The sequence below is a fragment of the Aquimarina acroporae genome, assembly GCF_023195925.1.
In the GTDB taxonomy this organism is placed as follows: Bacteria; Bacteroidota; Bacteroidia; order Flavobacteriales; family Flavobacteriaceae; genus Aquimarina; species Aquimarina acroporae.
Genome location: NZ_JALPRE010000015.1, coordinates 1 through 15,784, shown reverse-complemented (window position 1 = coordinate 15,784; position 15,784 = coordinate 1). Strand labels below are relative to the sequence as shown.

Here is a 15,784-nt window from a genome sequence, read left to right as displayed (position 1 = left end):
ATTTATGTATTTAGTTTATGATTCCTGCGAATGTGTGTTGTTTTATCTTACCGTTTTCAATGATATAAGTATCTGCGGCTAACTGTACATTGATGTGTTTGTTTTGTCCATTCCATACGAAATAGACAATACTATCATTGGTTTCTTGTTTAATGGTTTTAAACTCAAAACCTTCAAATTTTGGAAGAAACTCTTTATAGAAACCTAAAATTTCACGACTTCCTCTATACGTTTGTTCTGGTGTAACAAATATGGCGTCGCGATCATAATCCTTTATTACTACAGAAGGATTAAGTGTATTGACAGCCTTCATATGGCTTTCGAATACTTCCTGTGAATTACTCATAATAGGTGTTTATTGAACTTTACAGTGCAAAGTTATTCTTAAGACACACCTACATTTTGGTAAGAAAAAATGAGGATTTAGTAAAAAAAGAGGATAATTGGTTTAAACTGGATGTTTCAATCTAGTTTTATATTCACCAGCAGTTATTCCTTCGTAAGTAACAAAGGTTTTATCTAGATGACTACTGTCTGTAAAACCCAATTCATGGGCAATCTCGGTAACTGTTGAATCGGTATATCTAAGGCGCGTCTGAGCCAGTTTTATTTTATAGGTGAGTATATACTTTTTTAATCCAATACCCATTTTATTCTTGAAGTACTGGCTTATGTAATTCTCTGATATATGAAATTTACTTGATAATGTTTTTTTAGATAGTTTTTCTATATCATGAATATGAAAATGAATATAATTAATAATATCCTGAATTTTAGAATCTGAAACCGTAGAAGAGGCAAAGGTCACATTTCTGGAAATAATATGTAGAATGGTATGTAAAGTGGATTTTAAAATAACTTCACTTTTTAGATGTTCATCATTATACTCATTGAGTAATACGGTAAATAATGAGTAAATACTAATTTCGTCAGTTTTTGATTTTACTTCAATATGAGATGTCCTATTAGCACTGTGTAAAATAGTTTCTATTTTTTTGAACCATTCTTTTCGTTGCGAGTGGTTCTCATCTAAAGAGGAATTATTAAAAAAACTATAGAGAAACTTAATCGCAGAAACGGTTGTAGGCGTTTCAATTTCAAAATTGTACTTGTCGTTAGGAATTAAAATAAATATTTGATTTTCACCATAGGTAACTTTATGATTGTTAATTACCAATTTACCAGAGCCTTCTTCTATAAACAGAATTTCAAAAAACCGGATAGGCATATATTTACAAAACTCTAGTCTTGTAACCTTTTCAAATCTTTGAATAACAATATTTTCAAAAATAGTACGAGGCATATTAAGATGTAGCTACTATTGATGTATAATGTAATACTATTGGAAAAGGCTCATAAAAATGATGCAACAGTTTTTTCCATTCTTGATATTGCTGTGATTCTCTAAACCCTATTTCATGATCCTCAATAGTTTCCCATTGCACCAGTAATAGGTAGGTGTCTGATTTCTCAACACATTTAAGTAAATCATGGTTGATATATCCTTTCATAGCAACAATTATTTTTTGGGCTTCCCCAAAAGCTAATTCAAAGACTTCACTTTGCCCTGGTTTAATATTTAAAACTGCTTTTTCAAGGATCATCTGATAAAGTATTGATGTGTATTAAATTGCTTTGAGCAAAAGGCCTTTTAAACTACAATAGTTTTACCTTTTGTAGTTTTATCTCCATTGTTATCTAGGTAAAAGTCAACTTGCCCCATATAAACTCCACTCTTACCACACTGATTAACAAGCACTTTTTCTCCAACTGCGTTATCAAAAACTACAGGTTTTGCTAATAATGTATGAGTATGGCCCCCAATGATTAAGTCGATATCCTTTGTACGCTTAGCTAGATTAACATCAGAAACCTTATCGGGATTCTTCCTATAATCATAACCGATATGAGATAAACAAATGACTATATCACACTGTTCTTCTTCCTTCAAAATTCGACTCATATCCTGAGCTATTTCTACAGGATCATGATATTGAGTTTCTTTATATAAGTTTTTGCTTACTAACCCTTCAAGTTTAATTCCTAACCCAAAAACACCAATCTTTACTCCATCCTTCTCCAAAACCTTATAAGGTTTCACAAAACTATCTAATACCGTATTCTTAAAATCATAGTTTGCCGATACAAACTCGAAAGTCGCATTAGGCATTTGTGAAAGCAATCCATCTATACCATTATCAAAATCATGATTCCCGATGGTTGCCAAATCATAGTTCAGTTTAGACATCAGTTTAAACTCTATTTCACCTCCATAAAAATTGAAATAGGGTGTTCCTTGAAAGATATCTCCTGCATCCAATAGCAATGTATTTGGATTTTCTTTTCGAATACTTTCTATAATAGAGGCTCTTCGTGCAAAGCCACCTAAACCAGGGTATTTATAGTGATTCCCAGGTAATGGATCTATTTGACTATGTACATCATTGGTATGCAAAATCGTAATTCTTTTTGTTACCGATTTTGTGCATGAGGTTAATCCAAAACCTCCTAAGCTGGCAAATGCAGTAGCAGAAGCCATTTGCTGTAAAAATTTTCTTCTATTCTGCATAGTACATTCTTTTATCTAAAGCTGTATTAAGAGTATCTACCGATTTAAAATAATCTATCATCGCATTGCGCAATTTATAATCAGTTTTATACAGTGCGATAGGGTCTTTAAAAAAATTCATACTATCGCCACCTTGCTGGAGGTAGTCTGTTGTCAACACAAAGTATGATCTGCCTTGATCCAAAGGTTTTTTATCAACCTTTATATTTTTAGCTTTTTTAGTTGTTTTATCAAGTGTTAGCTGAAGATTACTAATAGGATGTGCTCGCTGTTTTTGTGCCAAATACACTGTGAGCTCTTTTACTTTTTCAAAAGATAGTTCTGCTACGACCAATTCATTTTCAAAGGGCATCACCTCAAAAGCGGTTCTTGCAGTGACGGGTCCTTCTAAAATAGGAGCACGTAGTCCTCCATGATTTAGTAAAACAAAATCTATATCCTTGCTGTATTTTTTCTTGAAAACCGAAGATGTTTGAAGCAAAGAAATATCTGCAATTAAATTGCCTAATGTACTTTCTAATCCTCCTTTTTTTGTGTGATCTTTTACTGCAATACACAAGACAGAATCCAACGTCTTATTTAAATGATCGCGATAAGGAGCAATAAACGAATCTATGGCTTTGTTCTCTGCCAGAGTTGAATCTATTTTCTTTTGTGCCGTTGTGACCTTGCTAACCGATATTGGCTGTTGTTTGCAAGAAGAGCTTAAAATCAAAAAGATGACTACAGAAAAGTGTATAAAATACTTCATGCTATTGATAAATTACCTTTTAGCAATGGTATGGAAAAAAACGATATCCCTTGTTATTTTAATCTTAAAAAAACGATCTTTTTTACAAACTCATAGTAAAGGCTTTGCATTTTTCAAAACCAAAAAGGGTATAAAATTCTTGTAATTCTGGTTTCGTATTCAAAAACACCTGTTCTACCTCTGCTAGTTGAACTAAAAGTTCTTCAACGATTATTTTTCCAATACCCTGTTTACGATACTCCTGGTCTACAACAATATCGTCTAGCATAGCACGATATACACCATCAGAAATAGCTCTTCCAAAACCTATTAATTTATGATCTACATCTCGAACTACAACATAATTATTACAATTGCTCAATAAAAACTCGACACCTATTAAGGTTCTATTTTTTGCCCATGTTGTTTGTTCAAACAATTGTAGTAGTTCTGATGCCTTTGGTATGTTATCTGAGGATACAATATATTTTTTCATGGTAACAGCTATTTAACCACCTCAACCCATTTACCTTTGGTTCTTACCAAATAGTCATTATCATACATAGCCTCGCATTGTATACCAGGTAAATAATACTTTCCTAAATACGAAGCATTTAATAAAATTGTTACCGTCTTACTTTCACGTGCTTTAAGATCAAAATAGAAGTTCACGCGATCATCTCGAATATCGGTATGAGTAACTTTGTTTGCTCTAAAAGATCCAAAATCTGTAAATCTAGTATTCACAATTTCCCAACCTGAAGGGAAGATTTCACTTAACGCAACATCTTTTAGTTTTGAACCAGTTGTATTGGTAATGGTTACTTCTGCAACAAAGTCGGTACCCTGAGTTAGTTGCGTAGGATCTATTATTCTTCCATCCCTATTTTTATAGTCTACCGCAGCCCTAAGATTACTTTGAATCACTTTCTCTTCTCCCACAGGAAGAATACCGCTGGTTGCGATTTGCACAAAAATAGTATTGTCTTTATTGTTTTTAAGCTTTAGAACATTTTCTTTCTTTATACCTTGATCACCTGAACTTCCCAAGGTTTTTTGGGTGTTAGCGGTTAACGATTTTCCATTTAAAACATAGCTTACATTCACGCCTTTTCCTCCCACATATGTTGCATATTTTGCCATAGCCATTAAAGCATAAGAAGTAGTCTGTGTACTCATCCAGCTTTTGGAAGATAATTCTTTGGCCAGAGCTACAGCTACTTTCTGCGCTTTTGCTTTTTGATCAAGAGCTACCAAAGTCTCTAAAGCCATTGCTCTATTTCGATTGGTAGAACCATAGGTATAATAGTTATATCGTTTAGATGGGAAATCTATATTGGCAAGGCCAAGTAATTGATTGGCTGCACTTTTTTGGCCTACCAAACCGTATGCTGCTGCCAACCTTAATTTGGCATCATTAGATAAGTTTGATGTTTCCCGCAACCTGTTCATCGACGATAAATCTGGGCTTCCTGCTAGTGCCAAGGTATATAATCGATATGCTTGTGCCAAATGGTTGCTTCCATTTCTCCATCGTTTGGCTTGTTGCTGCTGATAATTGATCCAATTACTTTTAAATCCGATCGGTAATACATACCCTTTCTTATTAGCTTCTAAAAGGAAATGCCCGGCATAGGTGGTACCCCAATCATTAGGGTTAGAATATCCCGGCCAATATGACATTCCTCCATTAGGTTGTATAAATCGTTTTAATTTATAGATGGCTGCTTCTACATTCTTTTGAATTTTATTCTTCTTTTCTGAAGAAAGATCAAAAACATCTCCCAAATATAGCTGAGGAAACGCCGCTGAAGTAGTTTGCTCGACACAACCGTGAGGGTATCGAATCAGATACCCTAATCTACTCTCAAAATTCATTGGTGGTAACGATGATAGCTCAATGGTAGCAGTATTGCTACCTTCAATTCCAAAGGCATTAAAGCTAACTTCCTGCTCGCCATTTGGTTCTAAAATCACCGAGGTAACTTCGGTCGTTTTAGGGTTCGGATTAACAATATCTATAGGTACTTTGTATGATGCCTTTTCTCCATTTCCTGAAGCGATCACCTCTATTTCTGTTATTGATGCTCCTTCTAGCACTTCAATATCAAAATAAGCCATTTTCTCATCGGGTTGCGGGAACGAAAGTTGTTTTTGGGCATCTCCTACTACGGTAAACCCTTTGTTTGGTTTTAAGGTAACGTTTACATTCTTTACCTTTTTTTCCATCGCAAATACAGTAACAGGAATGGTTACTTTTTCTCCCGGAGTAATTTTTCTAGGTATCGAAGTTAACACCATTAACGGTTTACGCACCGGTGTAGTTTTATCTGTGCTTCCGTATGCTGCTTTTTGTGCATCTGCAGCTACAACCATGGTACGCACAGATCCCACATATTTCGGAATTTTAATTTTATGCGTTTTCGTTTCTCCTGCTTTCAATTCGTATGGTCCATCATATACCACCATAGGTTTAAACCTATTGGCTTTCTTCGATTTACTACCTCCAGCTTCGGCATCACCTCCAATACTAAATATCTGACTGATACTACCGCCATATGCTCCTAACACCTCATCATAAATATCCCAGGTTTTTACTCCAAGAGCTTCTCGGGCATAAAAGCTATTCCATGGATTTGGAGTTTTAAATCTAGTAAGATCTAACAACCCTTCATCTACAATAGCTATCGAATAGGTCATTGCTTTTCCATTTTCTTCGCCCACCTTAACCGATATTGTTTCTTCTGGTCTCAATACATCAGGCATATTTAATTTAGGTTGTACCTTGGTATTTGGGTCTTCTACCGAGATAGGAACCACTCCATACAAACGTATAGGTAAATCATTTGCTGTACTGGCATGTGGTTGTAATAGTGTGATGTTAATGTATACATTGGGTGTATACAAATCGATTATAGGCAATTCGAATTTTGTCTCTCCTTTTTGTGGAGTTACCCATTGAGATGACAACACCTCTGTGCCGTTCTCCACACTAACTAGTGCTCTACCTCCTTCTCCCGAAGGAAATGTAATCACTGCATTTTCACCAACTGTATATGTATTTTTATCGGTTGAAAATAACAACATTGTGGCAGCAGAAGGATCATTTTTTCGAGATTTTCCTGCCCATCCTGGCCAATCGATATAAATAGTTTTTCCGGTAGCATGTCCTCCATTTGGGTCTACAACTCTTACCAAATATCTTCCCCACTCTGGGTATTTCAATTCAAAAGTGAAATTGGCTTTTCCATTGGCTCCAGTATTCACTTTCGTTTTAAATACTTCATTATGATATGACCCTCGATTATATTCAGACAAATTATCTTCAGAGGTATCCCACCACCATCTCCAATTTACCTTATACACATATACCTCAAGATTTTTCACAGCTTTAGGATTCCCTTTTGCATCAACAGAAACCACATCGAAGTTGTGTTTGGTATCGGTAAGTAACATTCCTCTTGCCTTATCTCCCTTTGGAGCGCTTAAACCCAGATATGTATTATAAGGGGAATAATTTTTTGTAATTACATCGGTACTAAAATCACCTCCGTTCTCATACACTTTGGTAATAAAAGCGGCTTTCAACATACCTGGTGCTTTGTTCTGTAATTTTGGCTTCAGACTAAAACTTGCTTTACCTTCTCCAGAGATTTTACCTTGAAAAACCTGTTGCTCCTCGGTTCGGAATCTTCTGGTAGGATCGTCAAAGTCATACCCAGGAAATTTTTTGAAACTAGTTTTTGTCGCATTAAATCTCGCGTTAATATCTGCTTGTAAATTTTTGGCTACCGCGCCATGTAACCAAAGGGCTTCAAGATTTCCAGTAACACTCTTATTGGCTTCTAAAACTTCATCTTCAAAAGTGGTTTTTATCTTTAATCGATTTGGTTTTATAGTTTCTATTTTTAAGGATTTGGTAAAGCTGGCTCCTCCTACCATTACTTTTGCCAACCAATTTCCCGTAGGGGCTTCATCAGAAGTATTCACCACAAATTTGTAAAAATTGTTGATTCCTTGTGTTTTGGTTTCCTGATGAGTAACTTTTCCATAAGGGTCTCTTAGTTCGAACTTGACAGGGTGCCCTTGAGGCAATTTATTGGCATTATCATTTAACATAAATGATAAGAATAATGTGTCTCCTGGTCGCCAAACTCCTCTTTCTCCAAAGATAAACCCTTTAATTCCTCTCTGTAATCGAACCCCGGCAACATCGAATTTACTTACAGACAATGCATTACCATCGTTTAGCTTTACATAAGTCTGTTGTTTCCCTGAAGAGGCAATTGCAAAATATGCTGGTCTATCTGCATCGAAACCAGTCATTCCCTCTGCATCTGTAGTCGCAACTCCCATTTCCTGTTGCTGGTAATTGTAGAAAGTTACTTTTACATTAGATAAAGGATTAGTTGTTACGATATCATTCACCGTAACCATATAAGAATGATTTAGGCCTTTTTTTACCACCACTCCCAAATTAGAAGCAAGTATGTTTGCACTTAACTTTTTATCTCTGAAATACGAAGTACTACAAGGATTATCTCTTTCTTGCCAATTGTAGTCATAATAATCGTCGTAATAATATTGTGAAGTGTCCCAAAAGCTTGATTCTTCTTCTTCATCATAATTATCTGTAAGCTCTTCGATAGGAGTATCATCGGCAGCTTCTCCTTCACATTTGTATAGTGAATATTGCTTGCGATAATTAAGCTCAATTCTATAAATAGCGCCAGGATCTGGATTAATTAGCTCATTGAGATCAATCGCGAAGGCGTTCCACCTGCTCAAATTCAGAGAGGCGTTTTCCTGAAGATTAATCAATTTCTTGGCAATAGGCCTTGCTACGCTTCTTATATTACTTGAACCATCTAGATTGTTATTCTGTAAAAACTGAAGTACATTATTTTGATATACTTTAATTACCTGTACTTCTACAGCTCTAAGATTGATGGCTTCAAAATTAAATTTCAGGTTATTCGATGTAGGAAGAATAACACCACTTTGCAACAACCTAATTTCGGGTTTAGCCTGCTGAAATGATATATTCTCTGTATACGTATTTTTTAATCTATAGTTATCTGTACTTTGTATCCCTTCAAAAATGGTCACCTCCTGAGAGCCTTTTAATTCATTTCTTGGGTATACTTTAAGTACATTTCCGTTTACCGTATATTTTAACTTCTTTTGGCTTCCTATAGTTACTAATCCATTAAAATTCTGGTTTTTCTTTAACGGATCAGAAAAGTTAATTTCTACATATTGATTATCGACATTCGCTACAGAAATATTGATCACAGAAAAATTATTTTTACCAGGAATTGTAAATTCCTCTGCTCCTTCGGTATCAATATCAAAAGATTTGCCTGACCACTTTACTTCTATGGTAGAATCATCTTCAAAACGTTGAATGCTATCAATTCTAAAACTAAACTGCCTACTTTTTTCTATAGATTCTCCAAATTTTACAGAGAGTGCATTTCCTTTTTGAGATGCTGTTACCAATTGTTTTGCTTTCTCAAGTGATAGTTGGTCACTGGTGGTCAAGGTCCCGTCTATGTATTGCCAATCTTTACTATACGACTGTAAATTATCTGTTATAATCGAAAATTGTTGTTTGATAGTTTTAACACCAAAAACAAATTCATCATCTAAGTTCTCTTTTAAATCATCTATTATTTCATCTAGATCCAATGTAAATGTATATTGAGTATCTGCTTCGAAGGTTTCTTCTGGTTGAAAAGAAATAGTTCTATTGTTTACAGCAATCACTTTACCTCTTACACGAGGTGATACAGAAAGAAGATCTTTTGACAACTCTTGATTATCGCTCCAACCTTCGATTGGTGTTTGAAGCACTACAAAAACCTGATCATGAACAGAGATAACGCCAGAAGATATATCAGAAATATATTCATGGTATTTACTTAGTTCTGATGCATTGGATACAGCCATCGCGGCTTCATCTTTCTTTTTACATGAAAATATGAGTGTTACTGCTAGTATCCCAAGAAGAATTTTTGATAATCTCATAAAAGACTGGATTTAGTTGACTTTATAAAAGTACTATTTTTTTGTTTTGTTGGATTATTTCCTAAGATTAAGAATTAAAGCTTACATTTTATTCACATCTTTCTATAAAAACTGAGCCTTCATCTATTGTGATGTTAGATGCCTTACGAATATTTGGGATACATCTTTTATATTCATATAGAATTGATATATCGTCATAATCGTATTCCTCTATATCAAGCTCCATACCTTCCTTATATTCATCAAGATCTATGTATGCACCTTTACTTTCATCAAACACATAATATGAAGGTAGTTCAGCTTGAAAAGAATTGTATTGAGGATTGAAATTTTTGACATCTTCGACTTGGTCAATAGAATTTGCCAAATCCCTAATAAACAATATATCTTCACCTTCACTGGGTAAATCCCTTTTTACGACACCTTCATTTTCTTCTATGTATAATTTGTCTTCTTTCATAACACCAACAAATGAATCTATTTGGGGTGAAGGAATATAATACGCTACAAAATCATTATAGCCCTCAGTACCGAAACTAACTACTTCTGGGTCTTTTAACCCTTGCTCAACCGCAAAATAAATTTCTTTGGTATAGGCATCAAAAACCTTTGTATAAAGAGGAGCAAAACAGTTTGCATCTTCATTAAAAACTCTTTTGAATGTCTTTGGCTTGGATGTATGGCTACTTATGAATGTTGAAGCGTTTTCAAAACCAAAAAAAGCGATCTTAATCTTATTTTTCAAAAGATTGTTTTTCCTTCCGTATACCTGAAAACTACTTTCTTCTTTATAAGGGGTAAATAAGATGGTATTATTCCCAGTGTTTTTCCAGTACCCTATTTGAGCTCCCCCAAAATATAGTATTACAAATTTCCCATTTTCAAGTATGACTAAGCTACTTCCTCCCTCTGGAGACCCAGAACTCATATTATATATCCCTACACTATTTTGTGCCGCCATATTGCTGCCTATTATTACCAACAAAAAAACCACAATACTTTTGAAAGCAGTTTGCATACATTACCTATTAAATTCTTCAAACGATTTTAATCCCAAATCAAAATAAGAGGTTTTTTTTGACTCTGACTACCCTGAAAACAGTGATTATAAAGTTTTTGTGAATGAATCTTATATCACACCTACAGTAGTTCTGGTGTTGACAATCTGGTAAAGCTTAGTTTTCCAGAATTAGGTACAGGTACTACCTTCTTGACTTTGTTTTGATACCTATCCTCCAGAATTACCTCTAGATTTTGCTGTTTTTTAGGTAATGGTATCCTAGTATAATGAATTTGTTCTGGAAGGGTTTGCCAGTTTCTGGTATCGGCGCCTTCTGTAATAGCGTTAAATATACCCAAAATGGTTCCCGCTACTTCATTCTGGTTCTTTAAAATATATTCTGATGTCTTTTTAGTAGCTAATCGTATTGCGACATTTCCTATTTCGCGATATGTTCTGTCTTTTAAGGTTTTGAAAGCTATATGCTCATAACTCTCGGTTAATTGAAAAGGATATTGCACAGAATCTATCTGTACACTCCCTTTCCTGTAAAACGACTCTCTTTTTACGTATCTGGGAAACGCCACTCTAAAAATATCTAAATCGTCATTATTATCATTCGATAAGTTGGGCAAAGGGATTAACAGATCCAACTCTTCATTATAGATAGAAAACACATTGGTATCACTCTTTGGTAAGACCGTAAACATAAATGATGTTTCATCTTTATAGGGAACCAATCCATTTTCCCAGAATACAATTACCTCATTTGCCGGTTTAGGCGTTGTTCTTTCATATGTAAATTCAAGTAACTTTTCATAATGAATTATTTCATTTTCAAACCCCATGATATCTGCAGTTCTAAAGAAATCTTTCTTTAACTGTTGAGGAATAGCAACCCCAAAATAATCACCTCCATTTGCTATGTAAATATCTATCGCATTACGATAAGCTACAAAGGCATTATTGATATCTCCAGAAGATTCATATAGCAATCCTTGAAGGGTTAGTGCAAATGTATCATTGGTATATCTGTTTTTCTTTCCCGCTGGATATTTTTCATTGATTCTTTGCAGTTGAAGCGTAATTCTTCTTGCCTCTACCAAGGCTTCATCGATGTCTTGTAAGAAGATATAGTTTAGGGCTTTATAATAATGTATGGCTACCTTTTCAAAATCTTCTCCTTTATAAAATTCCTGTTCTGGGTTACTAACCACACCTAATACCTTACCTCCTAGTGCAAGTCTATTTTGATCTATAAGATCATCTGCTTTATTGAAATATTCATTGCTAAGCACATAATTGTTATTAAGATGCGCTAGTTTACCTTTTTCGAGATATAGTAGTAATTCGTTCCGCTTTTTATTTAAAAACTTATTGTTATCAACTGTTTGTAATGCACTAGCATAATCATTCTGTTGGATTTGATCTTGCAACATATCCGTTTTCATGCGATAGGTGCCACATGCTGTAAATAGTATTAAGAAAGAAAAGACACTCACAAAAACACATACCTGCCTCATAATAAAATGCTTATAACAATTTAAACCAGTTTTTACAAAGGTGATTTGGGGCTCTTGCCTATGTAACCCTTTTTCGAGCCCCAAAAGCACCTTCGGAACATTAAAACATCCCCACAAACTAATTTTTCACAAACTTTTTGATTTTCTTATCCCCAATCCAAACCTTTTCATTAGACTGTAAGTCTATCAACTCTAAATCTACCTGGTAATACACTACTTTGTTGCGTTTATAAGCGTCTACTATCGAATTGATATTTCCTTGGATCATATAGTCTGCTCCTTTTTCCAATCCAAATTTCTTTACTGTTGAAACAGAAGCATTATTCTGCTGATCTGCTCTTTCGGCTCTAAGTTCTTCCCTCATTTTTCCTCCTTGTACTACTGTAGCCTTTTGAGTACCGATTAATGATTTCTCGATGTCTTTTACAAAAGTTTCGCTTTCGATATGTTCATGAGTTTTATTACGAATCAACCCTACGATTACAACCGGTTTTTTACCTTTGCTCAAGACATGGTTATTTGCCCAGTTTCCGTTCATCAATTCATGAGTGATTTCTTCGGCTGTAAATCGTGCATCTGTATCATTCCATCTCCCACTCACTTCAATGGTGCTATCTGGAGCCACTCTTGTAATTTTTCTAGCGCAAGAAGAAGACATTACTATGATCATTGCTAAAAAAGCTAACTGTGATATTTTAATTGTTCTCATATTTTAAGTTCTATTTTTTTGAAATTTTATTTAGATTTAAGTGAAGTATTTACCAAAAACAACTACTCCATAGTGCTACATCAAGAAGGCCTAAACCAATGGCCACTGGAGCAGATATTCGATTGTTATAAAAAGTGTTTGGATAAAACCCAGGAGCAAACCCGAAGTTATCATGATAGGTATACACCGTATTTTTCGATCTTTCTATCGCTTCCTGATGCCTCCATAAACGACGTTTTGAGCGGTATTCTTTTCTCTCTGCTCTTCGTCGCCTTCTATCCTCTAATGGATCAATAGCGGTATAGGTTTCTTGTAGTGTTGTACCTTGTAGTAGTATCTCCTGTTTAGAATCTTCAGAAATAGATTGTAACGCTAAATCGTGATTTGGATTTTGATCAACTTCTAAGGGTATTAATTGGTTTTGCGCCCCAATTGAATTCTGAAACAAAAAACTTAATAATGTGATTAGAAATAACTGTTTCATAATTTTTTTGTTTTAATTATCTCTAAGACGAACAAAAAAACATGAACACGTATAGTTTTATAAAAAAAATAAAAGCCCTGACACAGTAAACTGATTATCAGAGCTTTTAAAAATTATTTTTTTTTAATATTATTCTTTATAAATCCCTACAGTAAGGTCCCCTGCAGCATTCATTGTTGCCCGATACATACCTGCAGTATTAAATTCCATTGCTACATTCCCTTGATTATCGATAGCTACAATACCACCTGTTCCTCCGAGATTCTTTAATTTATCTTGAATGACTTTTTCTGAAGCCTCTTGAAGTGAAATTCCTTTGTACTCCATCATGGCAGAAATATCATAGGCTACCATACCTCTAATAAAATATTCTCCCCAACCTGTACTTGAGACCGCACAAGTGGCGTTATTTGCGTAGGTTCCTGCTCCAATTATGGGTGAGTCACCAATTCGATTCCACTTTTTATTGGTCATTCCTCCCGTAGAAGTACCAGCAGCCAGATTACCGTGTTTATCTAACGCGGCACAGCCTACAGTTCCAAATTTTGAATCTTTTATAATGGGGTCATAAAACGATGCTGTTTTATTTGTTTCTTTTTCTTTAACCCTTTCGAGAGCTTTCATTCTACTTTCAGTAAAAAAATAAGAAGGATCAACAATCTCAAGGCCTTGCTCTTTTGCGAACAATTCTGCTCCAGATCCCGACAAAAGAACATGCGGAGAATTAATCATAACCTCTTTGGCAAGGTTGATAGGGTTTTTTACTGTTTTTACCCCAGCTACTGCACCTGCATTTAAAGTACTTCCATCCATTATGGATGCATCTAACTCGTTTGTGCCTTCGGCAGTGAAAACCGCTCCTTTACCGGCATTAAACAGCGGTGAATTTTCAAGGATATTTATAGTTTTTTCGATAGCTTCGAGACTGGTACCTCCATTTTTTAAAATGGTATGCCCAACTTTTATAGCTTCCTCCAATTTAGCTTTATAGGCAGCCTCTTTTTCTGGCGTCATATTTTTCTTAAGAATGGTTCCTGCACCACCATGAATCACAATACCAAAGGTATTTTTAGGTTTTTGAATTTCTTCTACGGCATTAATAACAGTGGTATCTGCCGTTTCCTTAGGTTGCTGTTTGCATGACCAAAATAAAGCAAGACCCAAAAAGATGATGATCTTTTGCATGATAAGTTTGAGTTTAAATTGATTTGTGTTTACAGTAATCTATCAAAGCAATTCGTCCTTGAAAGAATCTAAAGGTTAAATGTATAATATTTCCCCGATTATCTTCTAAGGATAAAGATTTATTTAACTCAAAATCACATGGTTGATCAACTCCTTCTTCAATGGCAATATTATCTGCATATAGCGCAAACCCTTTGTCTCCGGTAAGCACAGGTTCAATTTTCCCTGTGATACTGGGTAATTGCCCATTTTTGTTAATAATTGCAGAACCAAATCCTTCGGTTTTTTCTATAGTTATCTCAATGTCTTCCTTTGGGTTTATACTAGGAAACATTACCGCAGGGTATTCGGGATGCGCAATGAGTATAGTGTATACCTTTCGGGTTCTTATTATAAAATGAGCTAAGCCTTTTTCATCAGAATTCCCTTCTAGATACGTAGAATTATCGGCTACCAACACTACTTTTGCATTTTTTACCACTTTGGCAGCTTCATCTACAATTTTTATAGAGAAAACGAAGGGCTTTGGACTTATCATTGTTGATAGTTTTGACCACCTCCTTCGAAAAAACTTGTGATCTCTGGCTATTTTTTTTTCAATTAGAATGGCCAACTCATCTGGTGACTTATTATTAAGATTAATGTACCCCACAGTTTTTAAGATTCCGGGGATTTCTGTATTATCAAATCTTGCAGGTAAAATGTATTCGCGACTTTCCTGAAAAGCCCGTGCTTGCATTGAAACTCTTTCATGATTCGTCCATAATTTTTCATTGTAAAAATCTGATATAAACATTACCGTATATCTGGCTTTATTCTGATAGATATCTGATAGATACTCATAAAGGTTTTTACCCCACAAGCTTGCTTCTTCAAAAGCATCATAAAACACTTTTACTCCTCTAATTTTAAGGCTATTGGCAACTTCTTCAACATAAGCCCTATTTTCTCCCGCAAAGGAGAGTGCCACATCGTACTCATAGCTATTCTTTTTCATCGCTGACCTATTTTCTTTTAACCTAAACCGTTTCATTTTTTATCTCTAAAAATGTATACTACAAAATTAATTCCTTTATTTGGAAATATTCCAATTTTAGTAGGAAAATCTCCAACAAAAGTTTTACTTTTAAACCGTAATTTGTTGTGAAAACGAGGTTAAAAAATGCTTTAGCTATTCATAAACATTTGTAAATTTGAAGTTTAAAGATGGAAATAAAAAAAGGGTGCATATATACACCCCTTTTTATTGTGAAATAAGCTGCCAAACTTTTTAAAACACTATTTCCATCTTTTTCTATTATTTAGTTTTTCAACTAAATAATAGTTGAGAATTGTAACTTGACACCGTACATTTTCTGTATACTGGTCTCCAACCCATCCTATTTTCTCATTAAAATGGGAAATATTGTTTTTCGAGGCTTCACGAACCTCTTCAAGGTCTACTATCTAATTATCTAGTGATAGTATTTCCATCTTTCTTACCACTTACTACGTCTGAATCTCCACTTGTAGACTCAACTGTAGATGCAGCTGCGAATCCTCCTTGTACGATGT

At 34.7% G+C, this 15,784-nt stretch carries 13 protein-coding genes; all 13 read right to left on the bottom strand.

The features are described from left to right. Positions 1-10: 10 nt before the first annotated feature. Positions 11-346, bottom strand: coding sequence for a nuclear transport factor 2 family protein (locus M0D21_RS19225; RefSeq protein ID WP_248332506.1), 336 nt, complete (start codon positions 344-346; stop codon positions 11-13). 102 nt (positions 347-448) lie between these two features. Continuing rightward, entirely contained in the window at positions 449-1,303 is an 855-nt protein-coding gene (locus M0D21_RS19220) for an AraC family transcriptional regulator (protein WP_248332504.1), read from the bottom strand. Between the two features lies 1 nt (position 1,304). Beyond that, positions 1,305-1,604: an antibiotic biosynthesis monooxygenase family protein gene (locus M0D21_RS19215; RefSeq protein ID WP_248332502.1), complete on the bottom strand. Its 300-nt coding sequence runs from the start codon at positions 1,602-1,604 to the stop codon at positions 1,305-1,307. A gap of 47 nt (positions 1,605-1,651) precedes the next feature. Beyond that, positions 1,652-2,569 carry a bifunctional metallophosphatase/5'-nucleotidase gene (locus tag M0D21_RS19210; RefSeq protein WP_248332500.1) on the bottom strand — a complete coding sequence of 306 codons (918 nt, stop codon included), beginning with the start codon at positions 2,567-2,569 and terminating at the stop codon, positions 1,652-1,654. Continuing rightward, entirely contained in the window at positions 2,559-3,320 is a 762-nt protein-coding gene (locus tag M0D21_RS19205; protein ID WP_248332497.1) for a 5'-nucleotidase C-terminal domain-containing protein, read from the bottom strand. The genes M0D21_RS19210 and M0D21_RS19205 overlap by 11 nt, the downstream gene beginning before the upstream one ends. An 82-nt stretch (positions 3,321-3,402) precedes the next feature. Then, positions 3,403-3,795: a GNAT family N-acetyltransferase gene (locus tag M0D21_RS19200; protein WP_248332496.1), complete on the bottom strand. Its 393-nt coding sequence runs from the start codon at positions 3,793-3,795 to the stop codon at positions 3,403-3,405. 8 nt (positions 3,796-3,803) lie between these two features. Beyond that, positions 3,804-9,329, bottom strand: a complete 5,526-nt coding sequence (locus M0D21_RS19195; protein WP_248332494.1) for an alpha-2-macroglobulin family protein — start codon at positions 9,327-9,329, stop codon at positions 3,804-3,806. 88 nt (positions 9,330-9,417) lie between these two features. Then, complete coding sequence (locus M0D21_RS19190) at positions 9,418-10,347, bottom strand: hypothetical protein (protein ID WP_248332491.1); 930 nt, start codon at positions 10,345-10,347, stop codon at positions 9,418-9,420. 122 nt (positions 10,348-10,469) lie between these two features. Further along, on the bottom strand, positions 10,470-11,852 hold the full coding sequence (locus tag M0D21_RS19185) for a COG3014 family protein (protein ID WP_248332489.1): 1,383 nt from the start codon (positions 11,850-11,852) through the stop codon (positions 10,470-10,472). A gap of 118 nt (positions 11,853-11,970) precedes the next feature. Further along, the gene (locus tag M0D21_RS19180) at positions 11,971-12,561 is read right to left on the bottom strand and encodes a penicillin-binding protein activator LpoB (protein WP_248332487.1); all 591 of its coding nucleotides are present in this window, start codon (positions 12,559-12,561) and stop codon (positions 11,971-11,973) included. A gap of 49 nt (positions 12,562-12,610) precedes the next feature. Continuing rightward, entirely contained in the window at positions 12,611-13,045 is a 435-nt protein-coding gene (locus M0D21_RS19175) for a hypothetical protein (protein WP_248332485.1), read from the bottom strand. 129 nt (positions 13,046-13,174) lie between these two features. After that, positions 13,175-14,230: an isoaspartyl peptidase/L-asparaginase family protein gene (locus M0D21_RS19170; protein ID WP_248332483.1), complete on the bottom strand. Its 1,056-nt coding sequence runs from the start codon at positions 14,228-14,230 to the stop codon at positions 13,175-13,177. Positions 14,231-14,243: 13 nt separating this feature from the next. Next, positions 14,244-15,227 (bottom strand): toll/interleukin-1 receptor domain-containing protein, encoded by a 984-nt coding sequence (locus M0D21_RS19165; protein ID WP_248332481.1) that lies wholly within the window; start codon positions 15,225-15,227, stop codon positions 14,244-14,246. Between the last annotated feature and the right edge of the window lie 557 nt (positions 15,228-15,784).